Source organism: Curtobacterium sp. AC268 (genome assembly GCF_979258745.1).
This window is the reverse complement of sequence record NZ_OZ409878.1, coordinates 1,985,328-2,007,470: the sequence shown is the minus strand read 5'-3', so window position 1 is coordinate 2,007,470 and position 22,143 is coordinate 1,985,328. Positions and strand designations below refer to the sequence as shown.

Below are 22,143 nucleotides of genomic sequence, written 5' to 3'. Positions count from 1 at the left end.
CCGGGAGGCACGGACCACCCCCGCTACGGTGGTCACGTGGACGAGACGGTCGGCTTCCAGGACCCCGACAGCACGGGCGACGTGCGGCTGCGGTTCGACATCGCCTACGACGGGGCGGCGTTCTCCGGGTGGGCCCGGCAGCCCGGGCTCCGGACCGTGCAGGGCGCGCTCGAGACCGCACTCGCCACCGTCTTCACCCGCTGGGGCGAACCGCCGCTGCTCACCGTCGCCGGACGCACCGACGCCGGGGTGCACGCCACGGGGCAGGTCGCACACCTGGACCTGTCGGCGGAGCAGTGGGCCGCGCTCACCGCCAAGCGCGGGTCGGGCCGCTCACCGCTCGACGGGCTGCTCAAGCGGGTCAACGGCATCGCGGCACCCGAGGGGGACGTCGTCGTCACCGGAGCTTCGGTGGCGCCCGCCGGGTTCGACGCGCGGTTCTCGCCGCTCTGGCGCCGGTACGAGTACCGGATCGCGGACGCCGACGCCCCGCGCGATCCACGTCGTCGTGGGCACACGGTCTGGCACGCGGCGCGGCTCGATCCGGCAGCGATGGAGCGCGGTGCGCTGACGTTGCTCGGGCTGCACGACTTCGCGACGTTCTGCAAGCCGCGCGAGGGAGCGACGACCATCCGGACGTTGCAGCAGTTCCGCTGGGACCGCGAGCCGGACGGCGTGCTGGTGGCGCGCCTCCAGGCCGACGCCTTCTGCCACTCGATGGTGCGGGCGATGGTCGGCGCGACCATCGCCGTCGGCGAGGGTCGCTTCGGCCCGGACCGCCTCGAGGAACTGCGCGTCGCCGAGGAGCGCACGAGCGCCTTCAAGACCGCGCCCGCGAAGGGGCTGACCCTGACCGAGGTGGGCTACCCGGCGGACGCGGAGCTCGCGGAGCGGGCGGAGCAGACCCGGGCCCGACGGTCGGTGGACGGTACCGTCGAGGGATGACCCCGCGCGAACCCCGTTCCGTCGTGTCCGTCGCCCCCGGAGTCGTCTTCGTCGAGGGCCCGGTGTCCAACTGGGTGGTGCTGGCGGAGGAGGACGGCGTCGCGCTGATCGACGCCGGGTACCCGGCCGACACCGACCTCGTGCTCGACACCGTGCGCGCCGCCGGACACGACCCCGCCGACCTGCGTCGCGTCTACGTGACGCACGGACACGTCGACCACGTCGGCGGCATCCCCGGGATCCTCGAGCGGTACCCCGACGTCGAGGTGCTCGCCCACGCCGACGAGCTCGCCAACGTGCGCGGGCCGGAACGGCAGCAGGTCACGCCGGCGGAGATCGGCGGCCGACTCGCCAGCCCGCGCGTGCTCGCCTGGCTGGCACGGGCGATCCGCTCCGACGCCCTCCGACCCACCACCGTGCCGTCCGCTCGCGCGTTCACCGGTGCGGACTTCGCGGGTCGGGCGATCTCGCCGTTCCTCGCCGTCGGCCACACCGACGGCTCGACCGCGTACCTGCTGCCCGCGGCGGACGCGATCGTCACCGGCGACGCGGTCGTCAGCCGGCACGACACCCAGCCGGGGTCGTGGGCCCCGCGCCCGCGGATGATCACACCGTTCTTCACCGCCGACCAGGACCGCGCGCTCGAGTCGGCACGGGCGCTGCCGTTCCCGGCCCTCGTGCTGCCGGGACACGGACCGGCCGTCCGGCGTGTGGGCGGGACGTGGCTGCCGATCGGCTGATGCGGCGCGATCGGCTGATGCCGCGCGATCGGCTGTGCGGCCGACGCGATCGGGCTGATGTTGCCGAACGCAATCATTTACCTCGACGCAACCTGAATGTCCCCGCAGGTCGGTAGCGTGCGGGCATGGCCAACACCCTCGGGCGCACTCTGCTGTGCGCCACGGCGGCCGCGACGCTCCTCGCGGCCCCACTCGTCACCGTCACCGCAGCGACCGCGAACCCCGAGGGGACCGGCCTCGTCATCGAGGAGGCCTACCTGAAGGCGGGGAGCAAGGGCGCGTTCTACAACGAGAAGTTCGTCGAGATCGGCAACCCGACCGACGCCGCCGTGTCGCTCGACGGGTGGTCGTTGCAGTACCGGTCCGCCACGGGCGCCGGCACGTTCTCGGCCAGTGCGCTCCAGGGCACCGTGCCGGCGAAGGGCACCTTCCTGGTGTCGATGGCGGGCAACGGCGGGGCCAGCCCGGCTGGCGAGGACCTGCCCGCAGCCGACGACACCGCGACGCTCAACCCGTCGGGCACCACCGGCACGCTCGTGCTGTCAGACGCCACCGCACCCCTGGCGCTCGCCGCTGGACCCGTCGCCACCGGCACCGACGGCGTGGTCGACCTGCTCGGCTACGGCGCCTCGAACACGTACGAGTCGGCCGTGCGGACCGTGACCGGGGACAACTCCGTGCCGAACGGCCTGGTCCGCCAGGGCACCACGGACACCGACGTCAACGGTGCGGACTTCTCGGTGACGACGACGCTCACCCCGCGGAACGCCGCGGGCGAGACCACGGCACCGACCGAGCCCACAGAACCGACCGACCCGGGTGACGGCGGGACCCCCACGCCCGGCACCCCCGCCGAGACGGTGACCATCGCCCAGCTGCAGGGCACCACGGACACCTCGCCGTACGCCGGCGAGAACGTCACGACCGACGGCGTCGTCACCGCGGTCTACGGCACCGGCAGCTTCAACGGCTACACGATCCAGACCCCGGGCACCGGCGGCGCGATCAACCTCGCCGCCCACACCGCGTCCGACGCCGTGTTCGTCTTCTCGTCCGCCACCGCAGGGCTGGTGCACGAGGGCGACCACGTGCGGGTCACCGGCGCCGTGTCCGAGTACTTCGGCCTGACCGAGCTCACGGTGTCCGGGGCCTCGTCGCTGCAGCAGCTGGACGGCAGCGTCGCGGCACCGCAGCCGGCCGTGGTCGCGTTCCCGTCGTCCGACGCCCAGCGCGAGTCGCTCGAGAGCATGCTCGTCGCTCCCCAGGGGGCGTACACCGTCGCCGACAACTACACGACGAACCAGTACGGCGAGGTCGTGCTCGCCAGCGGCACGAAGCGTCTGATCCAGCCGACGGAGGTCGGCCGCCCGGGCAGCGCCGCGGCGAAGGCCGTCGAGGCCGACAACGCCGCGCGCAAGGTCACGCTCGACGACGGTGCGAGCACCAACTTCCTGACCCAGGCGAACCAGGGCATCCCGGTGTCGTGGCTCACCCAGGGCCCGGTCACCGTCGGGGCCGCGGCCACCTTCACCGAGCCGGTCGTCCTGGACTACCGCAACAACGGGTGGAAGTTCCAGCCGACCGCGCCGATCACGGGTGCGACCCCGGCCGCCGAACTGCCGGCGTCGTTCTCGAAGGTGCGCCGGCCGGCACCGCAGGACGTCGGCGGTGACCTGAAGCTCGCCGGCTTCAACGTCCTCAACTACTTCCCGACCACGGGCGACGAGCTCACCGGCTGCAAGTACTACACGGACCGTGCCGGAGACCCCGTCACGGTGAACTCGGGCTGCGACGCCCGCGGTGCCGCCGAGCAGGAGGACTTCCTGCGTCAGCAGGTCAAGATCGTCAAGGCGATCAACGGCCTGGACGCCGACGTCGTCTCGCTCGAGGAGATCGAGAACTCCGTCCGCTTCGGTCAGGACCGTGACGCCGCCGTGGCCACCCTGGTCGACGCGCTCAACGCCGCCACCGGCCAGGACACCTGGGCCTACGCGAAGTCCCCGGCTGTCGTGCCCGCGAGCGAGGACGTGATCCGCCTCGCCCTGATCTACAAGAAGGACCGCGTCGAGCCCGTCGGCGAGTCGACGATCCTGCTCGACGACGCGTTCACGAACGCCCGCCAGCCCGTCGCGGACGCGTTCCGCCCGGTCGGCGGCACCGCGGACGACGACTTCCTGGTGATCGCGAACCACTTCAAGTCGAAGGGCTCCGGCACCGGCGAGAACGCCGACCAGGGCGACGGGCAGGGTGCGTCGAACGCCGACCGCGTCGAGCAGGCGAAGGCCCTGGTGACGTTCTCCACCGACATGCAGGAGCAGTACGGCACCGACAAGGTGTTCATGCTCGGTGACTTCAACGCCTACAGCAAGGAGGACCCGGTGGTGGTCCTCGACGAGGCCGGTTACACCGACCTCGGCCCGGCGCTCGACAGCACCGAGTACTCGTACGTGTTCTCCGGCCTGAGCGGCTCGCTCGACCACGTGTTCGCGTCGGAGGCCGCGCTCGAGACGGTCACCGGCGTGGACATCTGGAACATCAACTCGGTCGAGTCGGTGGGCCTGGAGTACAGCCGTTACAACTACAACGCGACGAACCTGTACAACGACGACGTGTACCGGGCGAGCGACCACGACCCGATCCTGGTCGGGTTCGACCTCGACGCCGCGGGCACCGACCCGGGCACGGACCCGACGCCGGTGCCGACCCCGACCCCGACGCCGGTGCCGACTCCGGTGCCGCCGGTCGACGGGATCACCCCGCCGGTTGCTCCGGTGGCGCCGTCGGGGTCGCTGTTGACGGAGGCGAACCGTGGTGGGGTGTCGGCTCCGGCGTCGGCTCGTGCGGGGGAGACGATCACGGTGACGGTGGGCACGGCGTCGGCCGGTGACACGGTGAACGCGTGGTTGTTCTCGGAGCCGACGTTGATCGGTACGGCGGTGGTGGCTGCTGACGGGACGGTGCGGGTGACGATCCCGGCGGACACGGTGGCTGGGGTGCACCGGTTGGCGGTGACGGCTGCTGACGGGTCGTTGATCGGGTGGACGCCGATCACGATCACCGCGGATGGGCAGCTCGCGTTCACGGGTGCCGCAGGGCTCGGTGCCGGTGCGGTGGTGGCGTTCCTGCTGTTCGCGGCGGGTGCGGGTGTGCTGGTCGTGCGTCGCCGACGTCGGACGGTGGCTGCGGAGTAGTCCCCACGCCCCACGGGCGCACTTCGTGAGCAGGAATGGTCGGGTTCGAACAGCGGACCCGACCGTTTCTGCGCACCATGGGTGGTGGGCGCGACCGCGCGACGGACGGGAGGCGCGGTGCGGGGCCGCCCCGCGCCTCCAGGCCGGCAGCGGGACGCGTTTGACCGACGTACCCCGCGTCGGCTAAGCTCTCACCTTGGTCTGTGCGCCCCGCGCGCGGACAGTCAGATGAGCCCTCCAACAGAGGTGTTCCCCGTGCTTCTGCCCGTGGAACTCCCGACCGGAGTGGGATTCACGGACTCCTCACCTCGACACGAAAGCAGCACTCCTGTGACTCGCACGTTCTCACCGAAGCCGGCAGACGTCCAGCACGACTGGATCGTCATCGACGCCACCGACGTCGTCCTCGGCCGTCTCGCCACCCACGCCGCGGCGCTCCTGCGCGGCAAGCACAAGGCCACCTTCGCCCAGCACATGGACATGGGTGACTTCGTCATCATCGTGAACGCCGACAAGGTCGCCCTGACCGGTTCGAAGCTCGCGAAGAAGGTCTACTACCGTCACTCGGGTTACCCGGGCGGCCTGACGGCGACCTCCTACCCGGAGATGCTCGAGAAGCACCCCACCCGCGCCGTCGAGAAGGCGATCCGCGGCATGCTGCCGAAGAACACCCTCGGCCGCGAGCAGCTCAAGAAGCTGAAGGTCTACGCCGGCGCGGAGCACCCGCACGCCGCGCAGCAGCCCAAGCCGTACATCTTCGACCAGGTCGCACAGTAGTTCCGGCCACGACGACTTCAAGGACACGAAAAAACTCATGGCTCAGATCGCTGATTCCCTCGACCAGACCCCGGAGAGCTTCACCACGGAGAGCGCACCCGCCGCTGCCGAGGCTGCTCCCCGTCAGATCCTCAACGTCTCCGGCGGTGCCGTCGGGCGCCGCAAGGAGGCCATCGCGCGCGTCCGGCTCGTCCCGGGCTCCGGCACGTTCGTCGTGAACGGCCGCACGCTCGAGGACTACTTCCCGAACAAGCTGCACCAGCAGCTCATCAACGACCCCTTCAAGGTGCTCGAGCTCCTCGGCTCGTACGACGTCGTCGCCCGCATCACCGGTGGTGGCCCCTCGGGTCAGGCCGGCGCGCTCCGCCTCGCCATCGCCCGCACCCTGAACGAGATCGACCGCGAGAACAACCGCGCGACCCTCAAGAAGGCCGGCTTCCTCACCCGTGACGCCCGCGTCATCGAGCGCAAGAAGGCCGGTCTCAAGAAGGCCCGCAAGGCGTCGCAGTTCTCGAAGCGCTAGTCGTCACCGGCTGAAGATCGCCATGCCGCGTCTGTTCGGTACCGACGGGGTTCGTGGTCTCGCCAACGGCGAGCTGACGGCCGCGCTCGCACTGGGTCTTGCCCAGGCGAGCGCGGCCGTCCTCACACACGGACACCATGCCGACGCCCGCCGGGCGTCGGGTCGACCGCGCCCGCGCGCGGTCCTCGCGCGCGACCCGCGCGTCTCCGGCGAGTTCCTCGGTGCCGCCGTCGCGGCCGGGCTCGCCTCGGCCGGCGTCGACGTGCTCGACGCCGGGGTCATCCCCACCCCCGCCGCGGCGTTCCTCGTCGCGGACATCGACGCCGACTTCGGCGTGATGATCTCCGCATCGCACAACCCCGCTCCCGACAACGGGATCAAGTTCTTCGCCACGGGTGGCCGCAAGCTGCCGGACGAGGTCGAGGACCGCATCGAAGCGGCCATGCACGACCACTCCGCACCCACCCCCACCGGCATCGACGTCGGGCGCATCTCGCGGTTCGCCGACGCCGAGGACCGCTACGTGGTGCACCTGCTCGGCACGCTGCCGCACCGGCTCGACGGCATCCACGTGGTGCTCGACTGCGCCAACGGTGCCGCCGCCGGCGTCTCGCCCGAGGTCTTCGTCAACGCGGGGGCCCGCGTGACGCTCATCGGCGCCGACCCCGACGGCTGGAACATCAACGACGGCGTCGGGTCGACCCACATCGACAACCTCGCCCGCGCGGTGCTCGAGCACGGTGCCGACGTCGGCATCGCGCACGACGGTGACGCGGACCGTTGCCTGGCGGTCGACGCCGCGGGCAACGCGATCGACGGTGACCAGATCATGGCGATCCTCGCGCTGTCCCTGCAGGAGCGCGGCCGCCTGAAGGACGACACCCTCGTCGCGACGGTCATGTCGAACCTCGGGCTGAAACGCGCCATGGCCGACGCTGGCATCACCGTGATCGAGGCCGGCGTGGGTGACCGCTACGTGCTCGAGAAGATGACCGAGGGCGACTACTCCATCGGTGGCGAGCAGTCCGGCCACATCATCTTCAACGAGTTCGCCACCACGGGCGACGGCATCCTGACCGGGCTGCACCTGGTGGCCGAGATGGCGCGGACGGGGAAGTCGCTGCAGGAGCTCGCCTCGTGCATGACCGTGTTCCCGCAGGTGCTGCTCAACGTCCGGGGCGTCGATCGTCACGGGCTCGCCGACCAGGGCGTGCAGGACGCCATCGCCGCCGCCAGCGAGGCGCTCGGGGACAGCGGCCGTGTGCTGCTCCGTCCGTCGGGCACCGAGCCGGTCGTGCGCGTCATGGTCGAGGCTGCCTCGCAGGACGATGCCCAGCGCATCGCCGAGGAGCTCGCCGCCGTCGTGCAGGACCGCCTGGCGCTCGACGCCGCCTAGGGGTTTCCTCCGCAAGACACCGGTGTTCGCCGGTTGAACACGCGCAGACCGCGGTTCAGCTCGCGAACACCGATGTTTTGCGCTGCCCTACCGCTAGATCTTGCGGAGCAGGACCGAGTTCACCTTGTGGTTCGCGCCCTTCTTCAGCACCAGGGTGGCGCGGGAGCGCGTGGGCAGCACGTTCTCGATCAGGTTCGGCTCGTTGATCGCCCGCCAGACCTCGGTCGCCGTCCGTACCGCGTCCTCACGCGAGAGCGAGGCGAACCGGTGGAAGAACGAGTCGGGGCTCGAGAACGCCTCTTCCTGCAGCGCGAGGAACCGGTCGACGTACCAGGACTCGATGTCCTTCGTCTTCGCGTCCACGTAGATCGTGAAGTCGAACAGGTCGGACAGCGCGAGCCGCCCGTGCACCGGCGGCGCCAGCACGTTGAGGCCCTCGACGATGAGCACGTCGGGCTGCCGGACGACGATCTCGGCATCGGGCACGATGTCGTAGACCAGGTGCGAGTAGTACGGCGCGCGGACCTCGGTCGCCCCGCTCTTCACCTGGCTCACGAAGCGCAGCAGGGAACGGCGGTCGTACGACTCCGGGAAGCCCTTGCGGTCCATGATCCCGCGTCGCTCCAGCTCGGCGTTCGGGTACAGGAAGCCGTCGGTCGTCACGAGCTCGACCCGAGGGGTGTCCGGCCAGCGCTTCGTCAGCTCGCGCAGCAGACGGGCGACCGTGGACTTGCCGACCGCGACGGAGCCCGCGACGCCGATGACGAACGGCGTGCGGCCGGCGCGTTCCCCGAGGAACCGGCTCGTCTCGGCGTGCAGGTTGCGCGCACCGGCGGCGTAGAGCGTGAGCAGGCGGGACAGGGGCAGGTAGACCTCCTGCACCTCCTGCATGTCCAACCGGTCGCCGAGACCGCGCAGCTGCACGATCTCGGTCTCGGTGAGCGACAGGTGCTCCTTCGGGGCGAGCTGGGACCACTCGTCACGCGGGATCTCCACGAACGGGGTCGGGTGCGCGACGGCGGTCTCCGAGAACGGCATGGGATCGAGCGTACAGACGCCAGGCCCGGGGCACGTGAGCGGTCGGCTCACGTGCCCCGGGCCTCCCGTCCAGTGCCCGGTGCGCGCCCGCAGGACGCGACGCGTCAGGCGGGCAGGGCCGCCTCGATGGCGGCGACGACCTCGGGGGCGTCCGGCTTCGTGGTGGGACGGAAGCGCGTCACGGTGCCGTCGGGGGCGATGAGGAACTTCTCGAAGTTCCAGGCGACCCGGCCGGCCTTGCCGTCGGCGTCCGGGGTCTCCTTGAGGGCCTGGTAGAGCGGGTGCGCGCTCTTGCCGTTGACCTTGACCTTCTCGGACATCGGGAACGTCACACCCCACGTGGTGGAGCAGTACTCGTCGATCGCCTCGGACGAGCCGAGCTCCTGCAGGAACTGGTTGCTCGGGAAGCCCAGCACCGTGAACCCGCGGGGACCGTACTGCTTCTGCAGGGCCTCGAGCTGCTCGTACTGCGGGGCGAGGCCGCACCGAGAGGCGACGTTCACGACCAGTACGGCCTTGTCGGCGTAGGCGCCGAACGTGGTGTCCTCGCCGTGCAGCGTGGTGATGGCGATGTCGTCGAAGCGTCCCATGGCCGAAACGTTATCCCCACCCCCGGGACTTCGCAGGGTGGGCGTCCAGGCAGACCGTAGGATCGGTTCCATGTGTGGAATCGTCGGCTACGTCGGCAGCAACAGCAGCCAGGACGTCCTCCTCGGTGGCCTCCGTCGCCTCGAGTACCGCGGCTACGACTCGGCGGGCATCGCCGTCGTCGACCCAGCCGGAGACCTCGTGTCGGCCAAGAAGGCCGGCAAGCTCCAGGCGCTGGTCGACGAGCTCGAGTCGTCGCCGATCCCGGACGGCGCGACCGGCATCGGGCACACCCGCTGGGCGACCCACGGTGGCCCGACCGACGGCAACGCCCACCCGCACCTGGCCGACGGCGACAAGCTCGCTCTCATCCACAACGGCATCATCGAGAACTTCTCCGAGCTCCGCGCCGAACTGCAGGCCGAGGGCATCGAGTTCCGCAGCGAGACCGACTCCGAGGTCGCCGCGCACCTGGTCGGACGCGCCTTCCGCGAGACCGGTGACCTGACCGCAGCCATGCAGCAGGCCGTGCAGCGACTCGAGGGGGCCTTCACGCTCCTCGTCGTGCACGCCGACCAGCCCGGCGTCGTCGTCGGCGCCCGTCGCAACTCGCCCCTGGTGGTCGGGCTCGGTGACGGCGAGAACTTCATGGGCTCGGACGTCGCCGCGTTCGTCGCCTACACGCAGCGCGCGCTGTCGATCGGGCAGGACGAGATCGCCACGATCCGCCCCGACGGCGTGGAAGTCATCCACTTCGACGGCACCCCGGCCACGCCGAGCGAGTTCGAGGTCAACTGGGACGCCTCCGCCGCCGACAAGGGCGGCTGGAGCTCGTTCATGGCGAAGGAGATCAGCGAGGAGCCCGAGGCCGTCGCGAAGACGATCCTCGGTCGCGTGCACGACGGCGCCGTCACGCTGACCGACCTCGACCCGATCGCCGACCGCCTGGCGACCGTCGACCGCGTCATCGTGATCGCCTGCGGCACCGCCGCCTACGCCGGCATCCTCGGCAAGTACGCCATCGAGCAGTGGGCGCGTGTGCCGGTCGAGGTCGAGCTCGCGCACGAGTTCCGGTACCGCGACCCGGTGCTGAACGAGCGCACCCTGGTCGTCTCGATCAGCCAGTCCGGCGAGACCATGGACACGCTCATGGCCGTCAAGTACGCCCGCGAGCAGGGCGCGCAGGTCCTGTCGATCTGCAACACCCAGGGCGCCACGATCCCGCGTGAGTCCGATGCCGTGATCTACACGCACGCCGGACCCGAGGTCGCCGTCGCGTCGACCAAGGCCTTCATCGCCCAGGGCGTCGCGCTGTACCTGCTCGGGCTGCACCTGGCGACGCTGCGCGGCACGCTCACCACCGAGCAGATCGCCGAGCAGGTCGCCGAGCTCGAGGGGCTCGCCCCGAAGCTGCAGCAGACCATCGAGGACGCCGCCGGCATCAAGGACCTGGCCCGCTGGATGGCGGACACCCGAAGCGTGCTGTTCCTCGGTCGCCACGTCGGCTACCCGATCGCGCTCGAGGGGGCCCTCAAGCTCAAGGAGCTCGCGTACATCCACGCCGAGGGCTTCGCCGCCGGAGAGCTCAAGCACGGCCCGATCGCCCTGATCGAGCCGGGACAGATCGTCTTCGTCATCGTGCCGTCGCCGCGCGACCCCCGGTCGCTGCACCCGAAGGTCGTCTCGAACATCCAGGAGATCCGCGCCCGCGGTGCCCGGGTGATCGCGATCGCCGAAGAGGGCGACGCCGCGGTGCTGCCCTTCGCCGACGAGGTCCTGCGGATCCCGCTCGCGACCCCGCTGTTCGAGCCGCTGCTCGCCGTGGCACCGCTGCACATGTTCGGCATGGAGCTCGCCGCCGCCAAGGGCCTCGACGTCGACCAGCCACGCAACCTCGCGAAGTCGGTCACCGTCGAGTAGTCGCGACGGTGATCATCGGGATCGGGGTCGACGTGGTCGACCTGGAGCGGTTCGAACGGGTGCTGGAGCGCACACCGGCGATGCGGGCGCGGCTGTTCACGCCGTCCGAGCAGGTCCGTGACGGCGAACCCCGGCCGATCGCGTCCCTCGCCGCACGGTTCGCGGCGAAGGAAGCCCTGATCAAGGCCTTCGGGTCGAGTGCCGGGCTGAGCTGGCAGGACCTCGAGGTCGTGTCCGACGACCAGCGGAACCCGTCGCTCACCCTGCACCAGGGCGCCCGGCAGGTGGCTGACGCGCGTGGCGTGACGAGCGTGCACCTGTCGCTCTCGCATGATGGAGGGATCGCGACCGCGTTCGTGGTCCTGGAAGGAACAGACGTGGTCCTGGAAGGAACGGTCCCGTGAGCGCGTTCACCGGCATCACGGTCGATCGCGGAGCCCTGATCGAGAACTACGCGACCATCGCCGACCGGGTCGCCCCGGCCGGGGTCATCGCGGTGGTCAAGGCGAACGCCTACGGTCACGGGGCCCTCGACGCCGCGCAGGCCTTTGTGGACGCCGGTGCGGAGTGGCTCGGGGTCGCCGACATCGACGAGGCCGTCGCGCTCCGTCAAGGTGGCATCGACGAGGGGGTCCGGATCCTCGCGTGGCTGCACGCCCCCGACGAGGACTTCCGCCGCGCGGCGCAGTTCGACGTCACGCCCGCGGTGTCGAGCGTCGAGCAACTCTCCGCAGCAGCCGACTCCGACGTCCGCGCCGTGCACCTGTGCGTCGACACCGGCCTGAGCCGCAACGGTGCGGTCGAGTCCGAGTGGGCCGAGCTCTTCGCGACCGCCGGCGCCCTGGCCCGCGGCGGCAACCGCACCCGGGTCGAGGGGCTCATGTCCCACCTGTCGAACGCGTCGCGCACCGACGACCTCGACCAGGACGCCGCACTGCAGCGGGCGCTGGACGGCCTCGCCGCGAACGGCATCGTGCCGGACGTGGTGCACCTCGCCGCGAGTGCCGCGAGCATCGCCGTGCCGGAGACCCGCCACGACCTGTCCCGCGTCGGACTCGCCCTGTACGGGCTGAGCCCCTTCGACGGTCGCACCTCGGCCGACCTGGGGCTGCGCCCGGCGATGCGGGTCACCGCCGCCGTGCTCCGCACCGTGCCGGTCGCTGCGGGCGACGGCGTCTCCTACGGCTACACCTGGCGCGCCGAGACGGACACCCGTCTCGCCGTGATCGGCCTCGGCTACGCGGACGGCTTCGACCGCGACTTCGGCAACCGGGTCTCGGTGCGGATCGGCGACCGGACGTTCCCCGTGGTCGGACGCGTCGCGATGAACGCCATGCACGTCGACATCGGTGACGCCGACGTGCAGGTCGGCGACGAGGCGGTGCTGTGGGGCGACCCCGCGAACGGCGACCCCGCCGTCGAGGACTGGGCCGACGCCATCGGCACGATCAACTACGAGGTGGTCGCCCGGATCGGCCGCAGCGTGGAACGGAGGACGACGTGAGCTCCGCACCGCTGCGTCAGGCCCGTATCGACCTCGACGCCTACCGTGCCAACCTCGACCGTGTCCGTGAGTGGATGGACCCGGTCGCCGTGATGGCGATCATGAAGGCCGACGCGTACGGGCACGGCCTCGAGCCGATCGCGCTCGCCGCCGTCGATGCCGGCATCCGCTGGATCGGTGTGCTGACGGTGCCCGCGGCCCTGCGCCTGCGCTCCATCGGCGTCGGCGAGGACGTCCACCTGTTCACCTGGCAGCACGACCCCGACCTGGACTTCCGTGACGCCATCGACTCGGCCGTCGACCTCGGCGTCTCGAACGTCGCCGAGCTGCAGCGCATCGTCGACGCCGTCGACCAGCGACCGGCCCGGGTGCACCTCGGCGTCGACTCCGGCCTGCACCGCGACGGCGCGATCCCGGCGGACTGGCCGGCGCTCGTCGAGCTCGCCCGGGACGCCCAGCGGAACGGCCGCATCGAGGTGGTCGCCGCGTACACGCACCTGGCCGAGGCGTCCGACCACGAGGACAGCGCCGCGGTCGCCGTGTTCGACGCCGCGATCGAGATCGCCGAGGACCTGGGGCTCGACGTCCCGATGGAGCACGTCGCCGCGTCGCTCGCGGGGCTGGAGCGCAAGGAGTTCCGTAAGGACATGGTCCGGATGGGCGCGAACCTGTTCGGCATCCCCGGAGCCGACGGCGTCTCGGCGGCCGACCTCGGACTCGAGCCGGTGATGACCCTGACCGCGTCGGTCGCGAAGACGAAGCGCGTCCCCGTCGACACCGGCGTCTCCTACGACTACACGTACCGCACCGCGACCGAGACGACCCTGGCCCTCGTGCCCGTCGGGTACGCCGACGGTGTCCCGCGTCTGGCGCAGGGCCGCATCGAGGTCGCGATCCGCGGCAAGCGCTACCCGATCGCCGGCCGCGTCGCGATGGACCAGTTCCTGGTGGACGTCGGCGAGGACGACGTGCAGACCGGCGACACCGTCGTGCTCTTCGGCACCGGCGAGCACGACGAGATGACCGTGCTCGAGTGGGGCGCGGCGCTCGAGACCATCGGCGAGGAGATCGTCTGCCGGATCGGCAGCCGTGTGCCCCGGTTCTACGAGGGCCACGACATCGAGGGACGGGTCGGGGAGTACCTGCGGGGCGAGCGGCCGTGACCGGGTCGGCGCACGTCCTGCTCGACACCACCGTCGACGGCACCGAGGCGATGGGGGAGCTCGGGGCCCGGTTGGCCGCGGTGCTGCGCGCGGGGGACCTCGTCGTGCTCACCGGGCCGCTCGGTGCCGGCAAGACGACCCTGACGCGCGGGCTCGGCGCCGCACTCGGCGCACGCGGCCAGGTGTCCAGCCCGACCTTCGTCCTCGCCCGGACGCACCCGACGACCGTCGGCCCCGACCTGGTGCACGTCGACGCCTACCGCCTGTCCGACCCGGTCGAGCTCGACGACCTCGACCTCGACTGGGACGCCGCCATCGTCGTCGTCGAGTGGGGCCGCGGCATGGTCGACGGCATCAGCGACAGCGTGCTCGACGTCGAGATCACCCGTGCCACCGGTGCCGACGACGCAGCCGCTCACGACACGGACCCGGACGACGTGCCCGACGAGCCCCGCCGTGTCGTCGTCACCGCCACCGGTCCGCGCTGGGAAGGCGTGGCCCTCTGACCCTGCAGCCCGTCGACGCGGACGACGTCGAGGCGCTCCGCGCGTTCCTCGTCGGTGCCGACCTGACCCTCGCGGGCCTCGACGAGCCGACGGTGCGGCTCTGGCTCGACCGCGACGACGACGGCAGGGTGGTCGGCAGCACCGGATTCGAGGCGAGCGCTGACGGCCGGCACGTCCTCGTCCGGAGTGTGGCCGTCGCGCCGCAGCACCGCGGTTCCGGGGCCGGTACGCGCCTGGCGCGGTTCGCGATCCAGCGGGCGACCGAGGCCGGTGCCGAGCGTGCGTGGCTGTTCTCGCGTCGCTCCGGTCCGTTCTGGCAGTCGCTCGGCTTCACGCCCGCCGACCGACAGGCACTGGCCGCCGCGCTGCCGGACACCCACCAGGTCCGCCTGTTCCGTCGGACCGGGCAGTTGGACCACGAGGTCGCGTGGTCCCGCGGGCTGCCGGTGCGCTGACCGCCGCCTACGATGGACGGGTGCTGCTCGCGATCGACACCTCCGCCGGGACCTCCGTCGCCGTCGTCGACCCGGCCACTGGCCAGGCCCTCGCGACCCGTGACACCGAGGACAGCCGCCGGCATGCCGAGGTGATCGGTCCGTTCCTCGCCGAGACCCTCGCCGAGGCCGGCATCACCGGAGCCGACGTCACCGGCGTCGTCGCCGGCATGGGCCCCGGCCCCTTCACCGGCCTGCGCGTCGGCATCGCCGCCGCCCGCACCTTCGCCGCAGCCCGCGGCGTCCCCGTCCTGCCCCTCGTCAGCCACGACGCCGTCGCCCTCGACCAGCGCGACTCGGGGATCGCCGGGCCGTTCGTCGTCCTCACGGATGCCCGCCGCCGCGAGGTCTACTGGAGCGCCTACGACGCCGACGGCGTCCGCGTGGCCGGCCCCGGACTCGCCAAGCCCGCCGATCTCGACGACGCGATCCGCGCCTCCCGGCCCGGAGCGGTGGGCTGGGACCGCGTGACGGCCCTGTCCATCCCGGCCTGGAGGCTCGGCTCGCTCGCCGCGGACCGGCTCGCGTCCGGTGCGGCGTTCGACCAGGACACGCCCCTGTACCTGCGCGACCCCGACGTCACGGTGCCGGGTGCGCCGAAGCGGGTGAAGCAGTGACCCTGCCGGACGGGCTCCGCCTGCGGCGAGCACACCCGCAGGACCTCGACGACATCATGTGGCTCGAGCACGTCTCGTTCCCGACGGACGCCTGGTCGGCGTCGCAGATGTCCGGCGAGCTGTACTCACCGCACGGGTACTACGTCGTGATCGAGACGGTCGACGACGCCTCTGCCCCGCTGGTCGTCGGGTACGCCGGGCTCTCGTCGCTCGCGGGGAACCCGGTGGCCGACGTGCAGACCATCGCAGTCGCCGCGGACCAGCGCGGCAAGGGGCTCGGGAGGGTCCTGTTCACGGAGCTGCTCGACGAGGCGCGTCGCCGCGGTGTGCGCGAGGTGTTCCTCGAGGTGCGCGCGGACAACCCCGTGGCGCAGGCGATGTACACGGCGTTCGGGTTCGAGCACATCGCGACCCGACCGCGTTACTACCAACCGGACGGCGTCGACGCGTGGGTGATGCGGGCGGAACTGCCGGGCCCGGACGCCGAGCGGTCGTCGGGCGTCGGACCCATCGGACAGGAGGCCCTCGGTGAGCGCGACTGAACCACTGGTGCTCGGCATCGAGACGAGCTGTGACGAGACTGGCGTCGGCATCGTGCGGGGGAGCACCCTGCTCGCGAACGTGATCGCCTCGAGCATGGACGAGCACGCGCGCTACGGCGGGGTCGTGCCCGAGGTCGCTGCACGGGCCCACCTGGAGGCGATGACCCCGACGCTGCACGAGGCGCTCGACCGTGCCGGCGTCACCCTCGACGAACTCGACGCCGTCGCGGTGACCGCCGGACCGGGCTTGGCAGGGGCGCTCATGGTCGGGGTGGGGGCCGCGAAGGCGCTCGCCGTGGCCACCGGCAAGCCCCTGTACGGCGTGAACCACCTGGTCGGGCACGTCGGCGCCGACGTGCTGCGCGAGGACGGCAGCGAGATCGAGCTGCCGACGATCGCGCTGCTGGTCTCCGGCGGTCACACGTCACTGCTGCTGGTGCGGGACCTGGTCGGCGACGTCGAACTGCTCGGCGAGACGATCGACGACGCGGCGGGCGAGGCGTTCGACAAGGTCGCGCGGCTGCTCGGACTGCCCTACCCCGGCGGCCCGCAGATCGACCGAGCCGCGGCCGACGGCGACCCCAAGGCGATCCGGTTCCCCCGGGGACTGACGCTGCCGAAGGACATGGCCGCGCACCGGTACGACTTCTCGTTCTCGGGGCTCAAGACCGCCGTCGCACGGTCGGTCGAGCGCTGCCGCGACGAGGGCCGCGAGGTGCCGGTGGCCGACGTCGCCGCGAGCTTCCGCGAGGCCGTCGTCGACGTCCTGCTGACCAAGGCCCTGAACGCGTGCCGCGACACCGGGGTCGACCGGCTGCTGCTCGGCGGTGGGGTCGTCGCGAACGCCCGACTGCGACAGGTCGCCGAGGAGGCGCTGCGCGGCCGCTGGCGTGCGGCTCCGGATCCCGCCGTTCGACCTGTGCACCGACAACGGCGCGATGATCGCCGCCGTCGGCGCCCGACTCGTGGCCGAGGGGCACGCGCCGAGCGACCTCGGCATCGCCGCGGACTCGACCCTGCCGGTGACGACCGTCCAGGTCTGACCAGCTCTGACCAGCTCTGACCAGGTCTGACCGGCCGCACCCGGTCGGTCGTCGGGAGCCTGTGGGAGGATTCACACGGGCGTCGGAGAGACCGGACGCCCGAGAGGGGTGGACGGTGTCCGATCAGAACGAGTGGCCGAAGCCGGGCGAGACGCCGAACGGCCGAGCGAACGGGCAGCCCGACGGCTCGCAGGCCCCGGACGCCCCGCAGGCCCCTGACGCACCGCAGGCGCCGTCGGCCCCGGAAGCGCCCCAGAACCCGTACGGCCGGCAGCAGGACCCGTACGCGGCACCGCAGCAGCAGAACCCGTACGGCCAGCAGCAGGACCCGCACTCGGCCCCGCAGCAGCAGAACCCGTACGGCCAGCCGCAGCAGCCCCAGAACCCGTACGGCCAGCAGCAGAACCCGTACTCGGCCCCGCAGCCCCAGTCGAACCCTTACGCGCAGCAGCAGGACCCGTACGCGGCCCCGCCGCAGCAGAACACCTACGGTGCCCCGCAGAACCCGTACGGCCAGCAGCAGAACCCGTACGCGCAGCAGCAGCAGCCCTACGCGTCGAACCCGTACACGTACCAGCCCTACGCGCAGCGCCCGAAGACGAACGTCCTTTCGATCCTGTCGATCGTCTTCGCGTTCGGCGGCATCATCATCTGGCCGATCATCATCCTGACGAGCCCGGCCGGCGCGATTATGGGCCACATCGCCCTCGGCAAGATCAAGCAGACCGGCGAGGGTGGCCGCGGCCTCGCGCTCGCCGGCATCATCGGTGGCTGGATCCTGACCGGACTGTTCATCCTGATCGTCGCCCTGGTGTGGATCTCGATCGCGAACGCGTCGGACTACTCGGACTACTCCGACTACAGCTCGAACTCCGGCGCCTTCGTCAGCTGACGCAGCCCGGGGGAAACGGGCGCCTCGAGCGGCCCCCGGCCGTCAGCCGACCGTGTCGGTGAGCCGCTCGCACAGGATCGCCGTGTGGCGTCCCTCCAGGCGGGTGAGCACGAGCGTGACGCGACCCGATCCGCGCAACCGCAGCCGTTTGCGGAACTGCGCCGGGTCGACGTCGACGCCGCGCTTCTTGATCTCGACGGTGCCGATGCCGTCGGCGGCGAGCCGCGCGGCCAGTCGCTTGACGTCGAGCGGCATCGTGTCGAGCACCCGGAAGCCCTGCGCGAAGGGGGTCGAGGCGGCGCGGTCGGACGTGACGTAGGCGATGCCGTCGGACAGCATGTGCCCGTCGAGGCCCCGTGCGAGGTCGCCGATCAGCCGTGCGCGGATCACGGCGCCGTCGGGCTCGTACAGGTAGGCGCCGAGCGGTCCGACCTCGGCGTCGTCGGCGTCGGCCGCTCCGGTCATCTCGGCGATGCCGTGTGCGCCGATGACGGTGGCGGCGCGGCGGATCCCGGGTCGGGCGAGGGGGCCGAACCACAGGGCGAGCTCCACGACCTCGCGGTCGACGGAGGTCCACTGCGCCTCGGCGGTGTCCGGGATCAGGTCGCGGTCGATGCCCGGTCCGAGCTTCACGCCGGTCGGCGTCGTCGTCGCCGCGGCGAACACGGTGTCGAGCGAGGGCGACCAGTCGTCGGGGTCGGCGAGCCGGCGGGTGTCCGAGTGGCCGGAGGTGCGTCGTGCGGGGTCCATCCACACGCCGTCCACCGAGGACAGGTCGAAGGACGCGGCATCACCGAGCTCCACCCGGGCGTTCGGCCACACCGCCAGGTTGTGGGTTGCGACGGCCGCGGTCACCTCGTCGCGATCGACGGCGGTGACGTCGAGGTCGAGCGCCGCCATCGCCATCGCGTCCCCGCCGATGCCGCAGCCGAGGTCGGCGACACGGGTCAGCCCGGCCGCGGCGAAGCGTCCTGCGTGCTGGGCCGCGACCTGCAGCCGGGTGGCCTGCTCGAGCCCGGCCTCGGTGAAGAGCATGCGGGAGGCGAAGTCGCCGAACTTGCCGCGGGCCTTCAGCCGCAGCTTCGCCTGGGTCAGCACCGCGGCGACCAGTCGGGGATCGTGGCCCTCGGCGCGCAGCCGGGACACCACGCGGACGATCTCGCCACCGTCGGAGACGCCCGGGGTACGGTCGAGCAGGGCCATCCCGTCGGGGGTCAGCAGTGCGGTGAGCTCGGCGGCGTCCATGCGTCGATCCTCGCAGGTGCTGCGTGTTCTCCGGATGTGCTGGCACTCGGATTGACCGAGTGCCAGAGGCCCCCTAGAGTTGGCGTTGGCACTCTCCTGTGCGAAGTGCCAACCCGGTTTTCATCTGTACCGAGTCCGTACCGAGAAAGAAGAGGTCACCGTGGCCGTCAGCATCAAGCCGCTCGAGGATCGCATCGTCATCCGCCAGGTCGAGGCGGAGCAGACCACCGCTTCCGGTCTGGTCATCCCCGACACCGCGAAGGAGAAGCCCCAGGAGGGCGAGGTCGTCGCCGTGGGTCCGGGTCGCATCGACGACAACGGCAACCGCGTCCCGCTCGACGTCGCCGTGGGTGACAAGGTCATCTACTCCAAGTACGGCGGAACCGAGGTCAAGTACTCGGGCGAGGACCTGCTGGTCCTGTCGGCCCGCGACGTCCTCGCGGTCATCGTTCACTGAGTCGAGTTCTCACCACGGACGCCCCGTCCGGCCTTCGGGCCGACGGGGCGTCCGTGCGTCCGGGGGCGGTCGCCCCGGTGCTCCGGTCCTGACCAGCCCGCCATCAGCCCGCCTGGAGGCCCGGTGCGGGTCCCACGGGTCGGCGGTCGTTCCTAGGATGGTTCCGTGAGTGAACCGAGTCCGGCGCGACCCGTCCGCAGCGAGGCATCCGTCGGCGTGGTGCAGGCCATCGTGGCCTACGGGCTCTGGGGGCTGATGCCCCTGCTCTTCGCCGCCATGGCCCCCGCGGCGGCGTTCGAGATCGTGTCGTGGCGGATCGTCTTCGGCCTGGTGTTCTGCGCGGTGGCGATCGCGGTGACCCGGTCGTGGCTCCGCACCCGCACCCTGATGGCCCAGCGCCGTGTGATGCTCGTGATGGGGCTCGCCGCCGTCCTGATCCTGGTCAACTGGACCGTCTACGTCCTCGCGACGACCACCGGTCACACCGTCGAGGCGGCGCTCGGCTACTTCATCAACCCGCTCGTCACGATCGCGCTCGGCGTCGTGGTCCTGCGCGAACGCCTGCGTCCGGCGCAGTGGGCAGCCGTCGGGCTGAGCGTCGTGGCGGTCGTCGTCATCGCGATCGGCTACGGGCAGATGCCGTGGATCTCGCTGGCCCTGGCGTTCTCGTTCGGACTGTACGGCCTGGTGAAGAAGCGGGTCGGCGGCACCGTGGACGCCCTGAGCGGCCTGACGATCGAGACCGTGTGGCTGCTGCCGATCGCGGTCGTGGCGCTGGTGGTGCTCGGTGTGACCGGGCTCGGTGGCGGCGTGACGTTCACGAGCGAGGGCTGGGGGCACGCGGTCATCACCGTGCTGACCGGGCCGGCGACGGCGGTGCCGCTGCTGCTCTTCGCGTCGTCGGCACGGCGGGTGAGCCTGTCGACGCTCGGGCTGACCCAGTACCTGGCGCCCGTGATGCAGCTGCTCGTCGGGGTGCTGGTGCAGCACGAGGAGATGTCCGCCGGGCGCTGGTTCGGCTTCGGCATCGTGTGGCTCGCGCTCGTGGTGCTGACGGCGGACTCGTTCGCCGCCGCGCGGGCGTCCCGTCGCCGGGCGCTCGCATCCACCCAGGTCGAGCCGGTCTGACGGACGCACCACGGGCCTCCAGGCCGCCGACGCGAAAGCGACAGTCCCCCACGGAAGTTCCGTGGGGGACTGTCGCTTTCGTGAGCGGCGCTGGGCTGAGCCCTACTTCTTCACCGCACCCTGGATGGCGCTCTGGTAAACGGGCTTGTTGTCGCCGTCGAACTTGTAGATGCCGATGTAGGCGGCCGACGGGTCGTTGTTCTCGTCGAACGGACCGATGCCGGACGGGCCGGTGTAGTGGATGTCCTTGCCGTCGTCCAGGAGCGTCTTGCACTCCTTGAACGTCGCGCACTCGGTGCCGCCGTCAGCACCCGACACCGCAGCCATGTTGGCCTGGATGGTGCCGGAGTCGGTGCCCTTGCCCTTCACCGCGGCGAGGGCGGCGAGGACGGTGGCGTCGTAGGACTCCGCCGCGTACGAGTAGTCGGCGAGCGTCTTGCCCGACGAGTCCTTGTAGAACGCAGCGAGCTGCTTCTTGAAGTCGTCCTTCGGCGAGGCACCGGGGATGGTGCCCTGGGCGCCGGTCAGGGTGCCCTTGTCGAAGTCCTTCGAGTAGTCCGCCGTGTTGCCGTCGGACATGTAGATCTTCGCTTCGTTGCCCTGCGAGACGAGCTCCGGGATGATCGACTTCGTCTCGTCGAAGGCGAGGACGACGATCGCGTCGGGCTTCGCGGCCAGGGCCGCGGTCACCTCGGACGAGAACGTGGTCTGGCCGGGCGGGAACTCCTGGCCCTCACCCTTGCCGCCGTAGACGACCTGGCCACCCGACGCCTCGACCGCAGCCTGCACCGAGTTGCGGAGACCGGTGCCGTACGTGTCGTTGAAGACCAGGAAGGCGACCTTCGCGTTGCCGTCACCGGTCACGAGCTGGCCGAGCGCGGAACCCTGCACCGAGTCCGGCGGTGCGGTCCGGTAGTAGTACGACGAGTAGCCGGAGAGGTCGGTCGCGGTGTTCGCGGGCGAGATCTCGACGATGCAGTTGCTCGTCAGCTGGTCGATGACGTTCAGCGTGACCGACGAGGACTCGGCGCCGATCGCGACCGGCACCTTCGCGTTGACGAGCTTCGTCGCGGCGGAGCTCGACACGGTCATGTCGTTGCTGTCACCGGAGTCGGTCGCCGGGTCGATCGTGACGTCCTTGTCGAGGACGCCGCCCGCGGCGTTGATGTCCTTGACGGCCAGGCCGACACCGGACTCCGCCGGCGGGTTGAGGTAGGCCAGCGAACCGGTCAGGGGCAGGATCGTGCCGATCTTCAGCGCGTCCGTACCGGGGGTGTCCGGGGCCTTGCAGCTGGCGGCGGGATCCTTCTTCGCATCGCTCGACGCCGAGCTCGAGGGGGAAGCACTGCCGGTGGTGGAACACGCGGCGAGGAGGACGGCTGCTGCGCCCGCCAACGCCAGTGCCGCGGTGGCACGGGTGGTTCTGATCATCCG

21 protein-coding genes and 1 pseudogene are annotated in these 22,143 nt (G+C 71.3%); 18 read left to right on the top strand and 4 right to left on the bottom strand.

Annotated elements, in window-relative coordinates; genetic code table 11:
* The first annotated feature begins 36 nt into the window (after window positions 1-36).
* From truA to glmM, 6 genes are all read left to right on the top strand, one after another.
* Complete coding sequence (gene truA, locus ACZZ9K_RS09430) at window positions 37-945, top strand: tRNA pseudouridine(38-40) synthase TruA (RefSeq protein ID WP_463443919.1); 909 nt, start codon at window positions 37-39, stop codon at window positions 943-945.
* Entirely contained in the window at window positions 942-1,685 is a 744-nt protein-coding gene (locus tag ACZZ9K_RS09425; RefSeq protein ID WP_463443918.1) for an MBL fold metallo-hydrolase, read from the top strand. The genes truA and ACZZ9K_RS09425 overlap by 4 nt, the downstream gene beginning before the upstream one ends.
* Before the next feature lie 125 nt (window positions 1,686-1,810).
* Complete coding sequence (locus ACZZ9K_RS09420) at window positions 1,811-4,876, top strand: ExeM/NucH family extracellular endonuclease (RefSeq protein WP_463443917.1); 3,066 nt, start codon at window positions 1,811-1,813, stop codon at window positions 4,874-4,876.
* Window positions 4,877-5,206: 330 nt separating this feature from the next.
* Entirely contained in the window at window positions 5,207-5,653 is a 447-nt protein-coding gene (gene rplM / locus ACZZ9K_RS09415) for a 50S ribosomal protein L13 (RefSeq protein WP_027466717.1), read from the top strand.
* A 37-nt stretch (window positions 5,654-5,690) separates the two neighbouring features.
* Window positions 5,691-6,176, top strand: coding sequence for a 30S ribosomal protein S9 (gene rpsI / locus ACZZ9K_RS09410; RefSeq protein ID WP_027466716.1), 486 nt, complete (start codon window positions 5,691-5,693; stop codon window positions 6,174-6,176).
* Between the two features lie 22 nt (window positions 6,177-6,198).
* A complete protein-coding gene (gene glmM / locus ACZZ9K_RS09405; protein WP_071245465.1) occupies window positions 6,199-7,572 on the top strand; it encodes a phosphoglucosamine mutase in 1,374 nt (457 codons plus the stop codon).
* Between the two features lie 93 nt (window positions 7,573-7,665).
* Here glmM and coaA read toward each other — a convergent pair whose 3' ends face one another.
* Together coaA and ACZZ9K_RS09395 are read right to left on the bottom strand one after the other, a co-directional pair.
* The gene (gene coaA, locus ACZZ9K_RS09400; protein WP_027466714.1) at window positions 7,666-8,610 is read right to left on the bottom strand and encodes a type I pantothenate kinase; all 945 of its coding nucleotides are present in this window, start codon (window positions 8,608-8,610) and stop codon (window positions 7,666-7,668) included.
* Window positions 8,611-8,714: 104 nt separating this feature from the next.
* Window positions 8,715-9,200: a glutathione peroxidase gene (locus ACZZ9K_RS09395; RefSeq protein WP_182065709.1), complete on the bottom strand. Its 486-nt coding sequence runs from the start codon at window positions 9,198-9,200 to the stop codon at window positions 8,715-8,717.
* A 70-nt stretch (window positions 9,201-9,270) separates the two neighbouring features.
* On the opposite strand from ACZZ9K_RS09395, the gene glmS reads away from it, so the two are divergent.
* The 10 genes and pseudogenes from glmS to ACZZ9K_RS09345 all read left to right on the top strand — a co-directional run bounded on the left by glmS (window position 9,271) and on the right by ACZZ9K_RS09345 (window position 17,879).
* A complete protein-coding gene (glmS, locus tag ACZZ9K_RS09390; protein WP_463443916.1) occupies window positions 9,271-11,118 on the top strand; it encodes a glutamine--fructose-6-phosphate transaminase (isomerizing) in 1,848 nt (615 codons plus the stop codon).
* An 8-nt stretch (window positions 11,119-11,126) separates the two neighbouring features.
* Window positions 11,127-11,522, top strand: a complete 396-nt coding sequence (locus tag ACZZ9K_RS09385) for a holo-ACP synthase (protein ID WP_071245460.1) — start codon at window positions 11,127-11,129, stop codon at window positions 11,520-11,522.
* Window positions 11,519-12,622 (top strand): alanine racemase, encoded by a 1,104-nt coding sequence (alr, locus tag ACZZ9K_RS09380; protein WP_071406148.1) that lies wholly within the window; start codon window positions 11,519-11,521, stop codon window positions 12,620-12,622. The genes ACZZ9K_RS09385 and alr (ACZZ9K_RS09380) overlap by 4 nt, the downstream gene beginning before the upstream one ends.
* A complete protein-coding gene (alr, locus tag ACZZ9K_RS09375) occupies window positions 12,619-13,785 on the top strand; it encodes an alanine racemase (RefSeq protein WP_463443915.1) in 1,167 nt (388 codons plus the stop codon). The genes alr (ACZZ9K_RS09380) and alr (ACZZ9K_RS09375) overlap by 4 nt, the downstream gene beginning before the upstream one ends.
* A complete protein-coding gene (gene tsaE, locus ACZZ9K_RS09370; RefSeq protein WP_463443914.1) occupies window positions 13,782-14,291 on the top strand; it encodes a tRNA (adenosine(37)-N6)-threonylcarbamoyltransferase complex ATPase subunit type 1 TsaE in 510 nt (169 codons plus the stop codon). Before alr (ACZZ9K_RS09375) ends, tsaE begins: the two co-directional genes overlap by 4 nt.
* 92 nt (window positions 14,292-14,383) lie before the next feature.
* Window positions 14,384-14,746 (top strand): GNAT family N-acetyltransferase, encoded by a 363-nt coding sequence (locus tag ACZZ9K_RS09365; RefSeq protein WP_463443913.1) that lies wholly within the window; start codon window positions 14,384-14,386, stop codon window positions 14,744-14,746.
* 20 nt (window positions 14,747-14,766) lie between these two features.
* Entirely contained in the window at window positions 14,767-15,402 is a 636-nt protein-coding gene (gene tsaB / locus ACZZ9K_RS09360; protein ID WP_463443912.1) for a tRNA (adenosine(37)-N6)-threonylcarbamoyltransferase complex dimerization subunit type 1 TsaB, read from the top strand.
* Window positions 15,399-15,944: a ribosomal protein S18-alanine N-acetyltransferase gene (gene rimI, locus ACZZ9K_RS09355; protein ID WP_463443911.1), complete on the top strand. Its 546-nt coding sequence runs from the start codon at window positions 15,399-15,401 to the stop codon at window positions 15,942-15,944. Before tsaB ends, rimI begins: the two co-directional genes overlap by 4 nt.
* A pseudogene (tsaD, locus tag ACZZ9K_RS09350) lies at window positions 15,931-16,987 on the top strand (tRNA (adenosine(37)-N6)-threonylcarbamoyltransferase complex transferase subunit TsaD). The gene rimI and the pseudogene tsaD overlap by 14 nt, the downstream one beginning before the upstream one ends.
* A gap of 115 nt (window positions 16,988-17,102) precedes the next feature.
* On the top strand, window positions 17,103-17,879 hold the full coding sequence (locus ACZZ9K_RS09345; RefSeq protein WP_463443910.1) for a DUF4190 domain-containing protein: 777 nt from the start codon (window positions 17,103-17,105) through the stop codon (window positions 17,877-17,879).
* Window positions 17,880-17,921: 42 nt separating this feature from the next.
* Here the strand turns inward: ACZZ9K_RS09345 and ACZZ9K_RS09340 are convergent, their stop codons facing one another.
* Complete coding sequence (locus ACZZ9K_RS09340) at window positions 17,922-19,124, bottom strand: class I SAM-dependent methyltransferase (RefSeq protein WP_071245445.1); 1,203 nt, start codon at window positions 19,122-19,124, stop codon at window positions 17,922-17,924.
* A gap of 160 nt (window positions 19,125-19,284) precedes the next feature.
* Here ACZZ9K_RS09340 and groES point away from each other — a divergent pair, with 160 nt between their 5' ends.
* Both groES and rarD read left to right on the top strand, forming a co-directional pair.
* Complete coding sequence (gene groES, locus ACZZ9K_RS09335; RefSeq protein ID WP_017885484.1) at window positions 19,285-19,581, top strand: co-chaperone GroES; 297 nt, start codon at window positions 19,285-19,287, stop codon at window positions 19,579-19,581.
* Window positions 19,582-19,746: 165 nt separating this feature from the next.
* On the top strand, window positions 19,747-20,709 hold the full coding sequence (gene rarD / locus ACZZ9K_RS09330; protein WP_440226889.1) for an EamA family transporter RarD: 963 nt from the start codon (window positions 19,747-19,749) through the stop codon (window positions 20,707-20,709).
* Window positions 20,710-20,811: 102 nt separating this feature from the next.
* Here rarD and ACZZ9K_RS09325 read toward each other — a convergent pair whose 3' ends face one another.
* The gene (locus ACZZ9K_RS09325) at window positions 20,812-22,140 is read right to left on the bottom strand and encodes an ABC transporter substrate-binding protein (RefSeq protein ID WP_071404636.1); all 1,329 of its coding nucleotides are present in this window, start codon (window positions 22,138-22,140) and stop codon (window positions 20,812-20,814) included.
* Window positions 22,141-22,143: the final 3 nt, after the last annotated feature.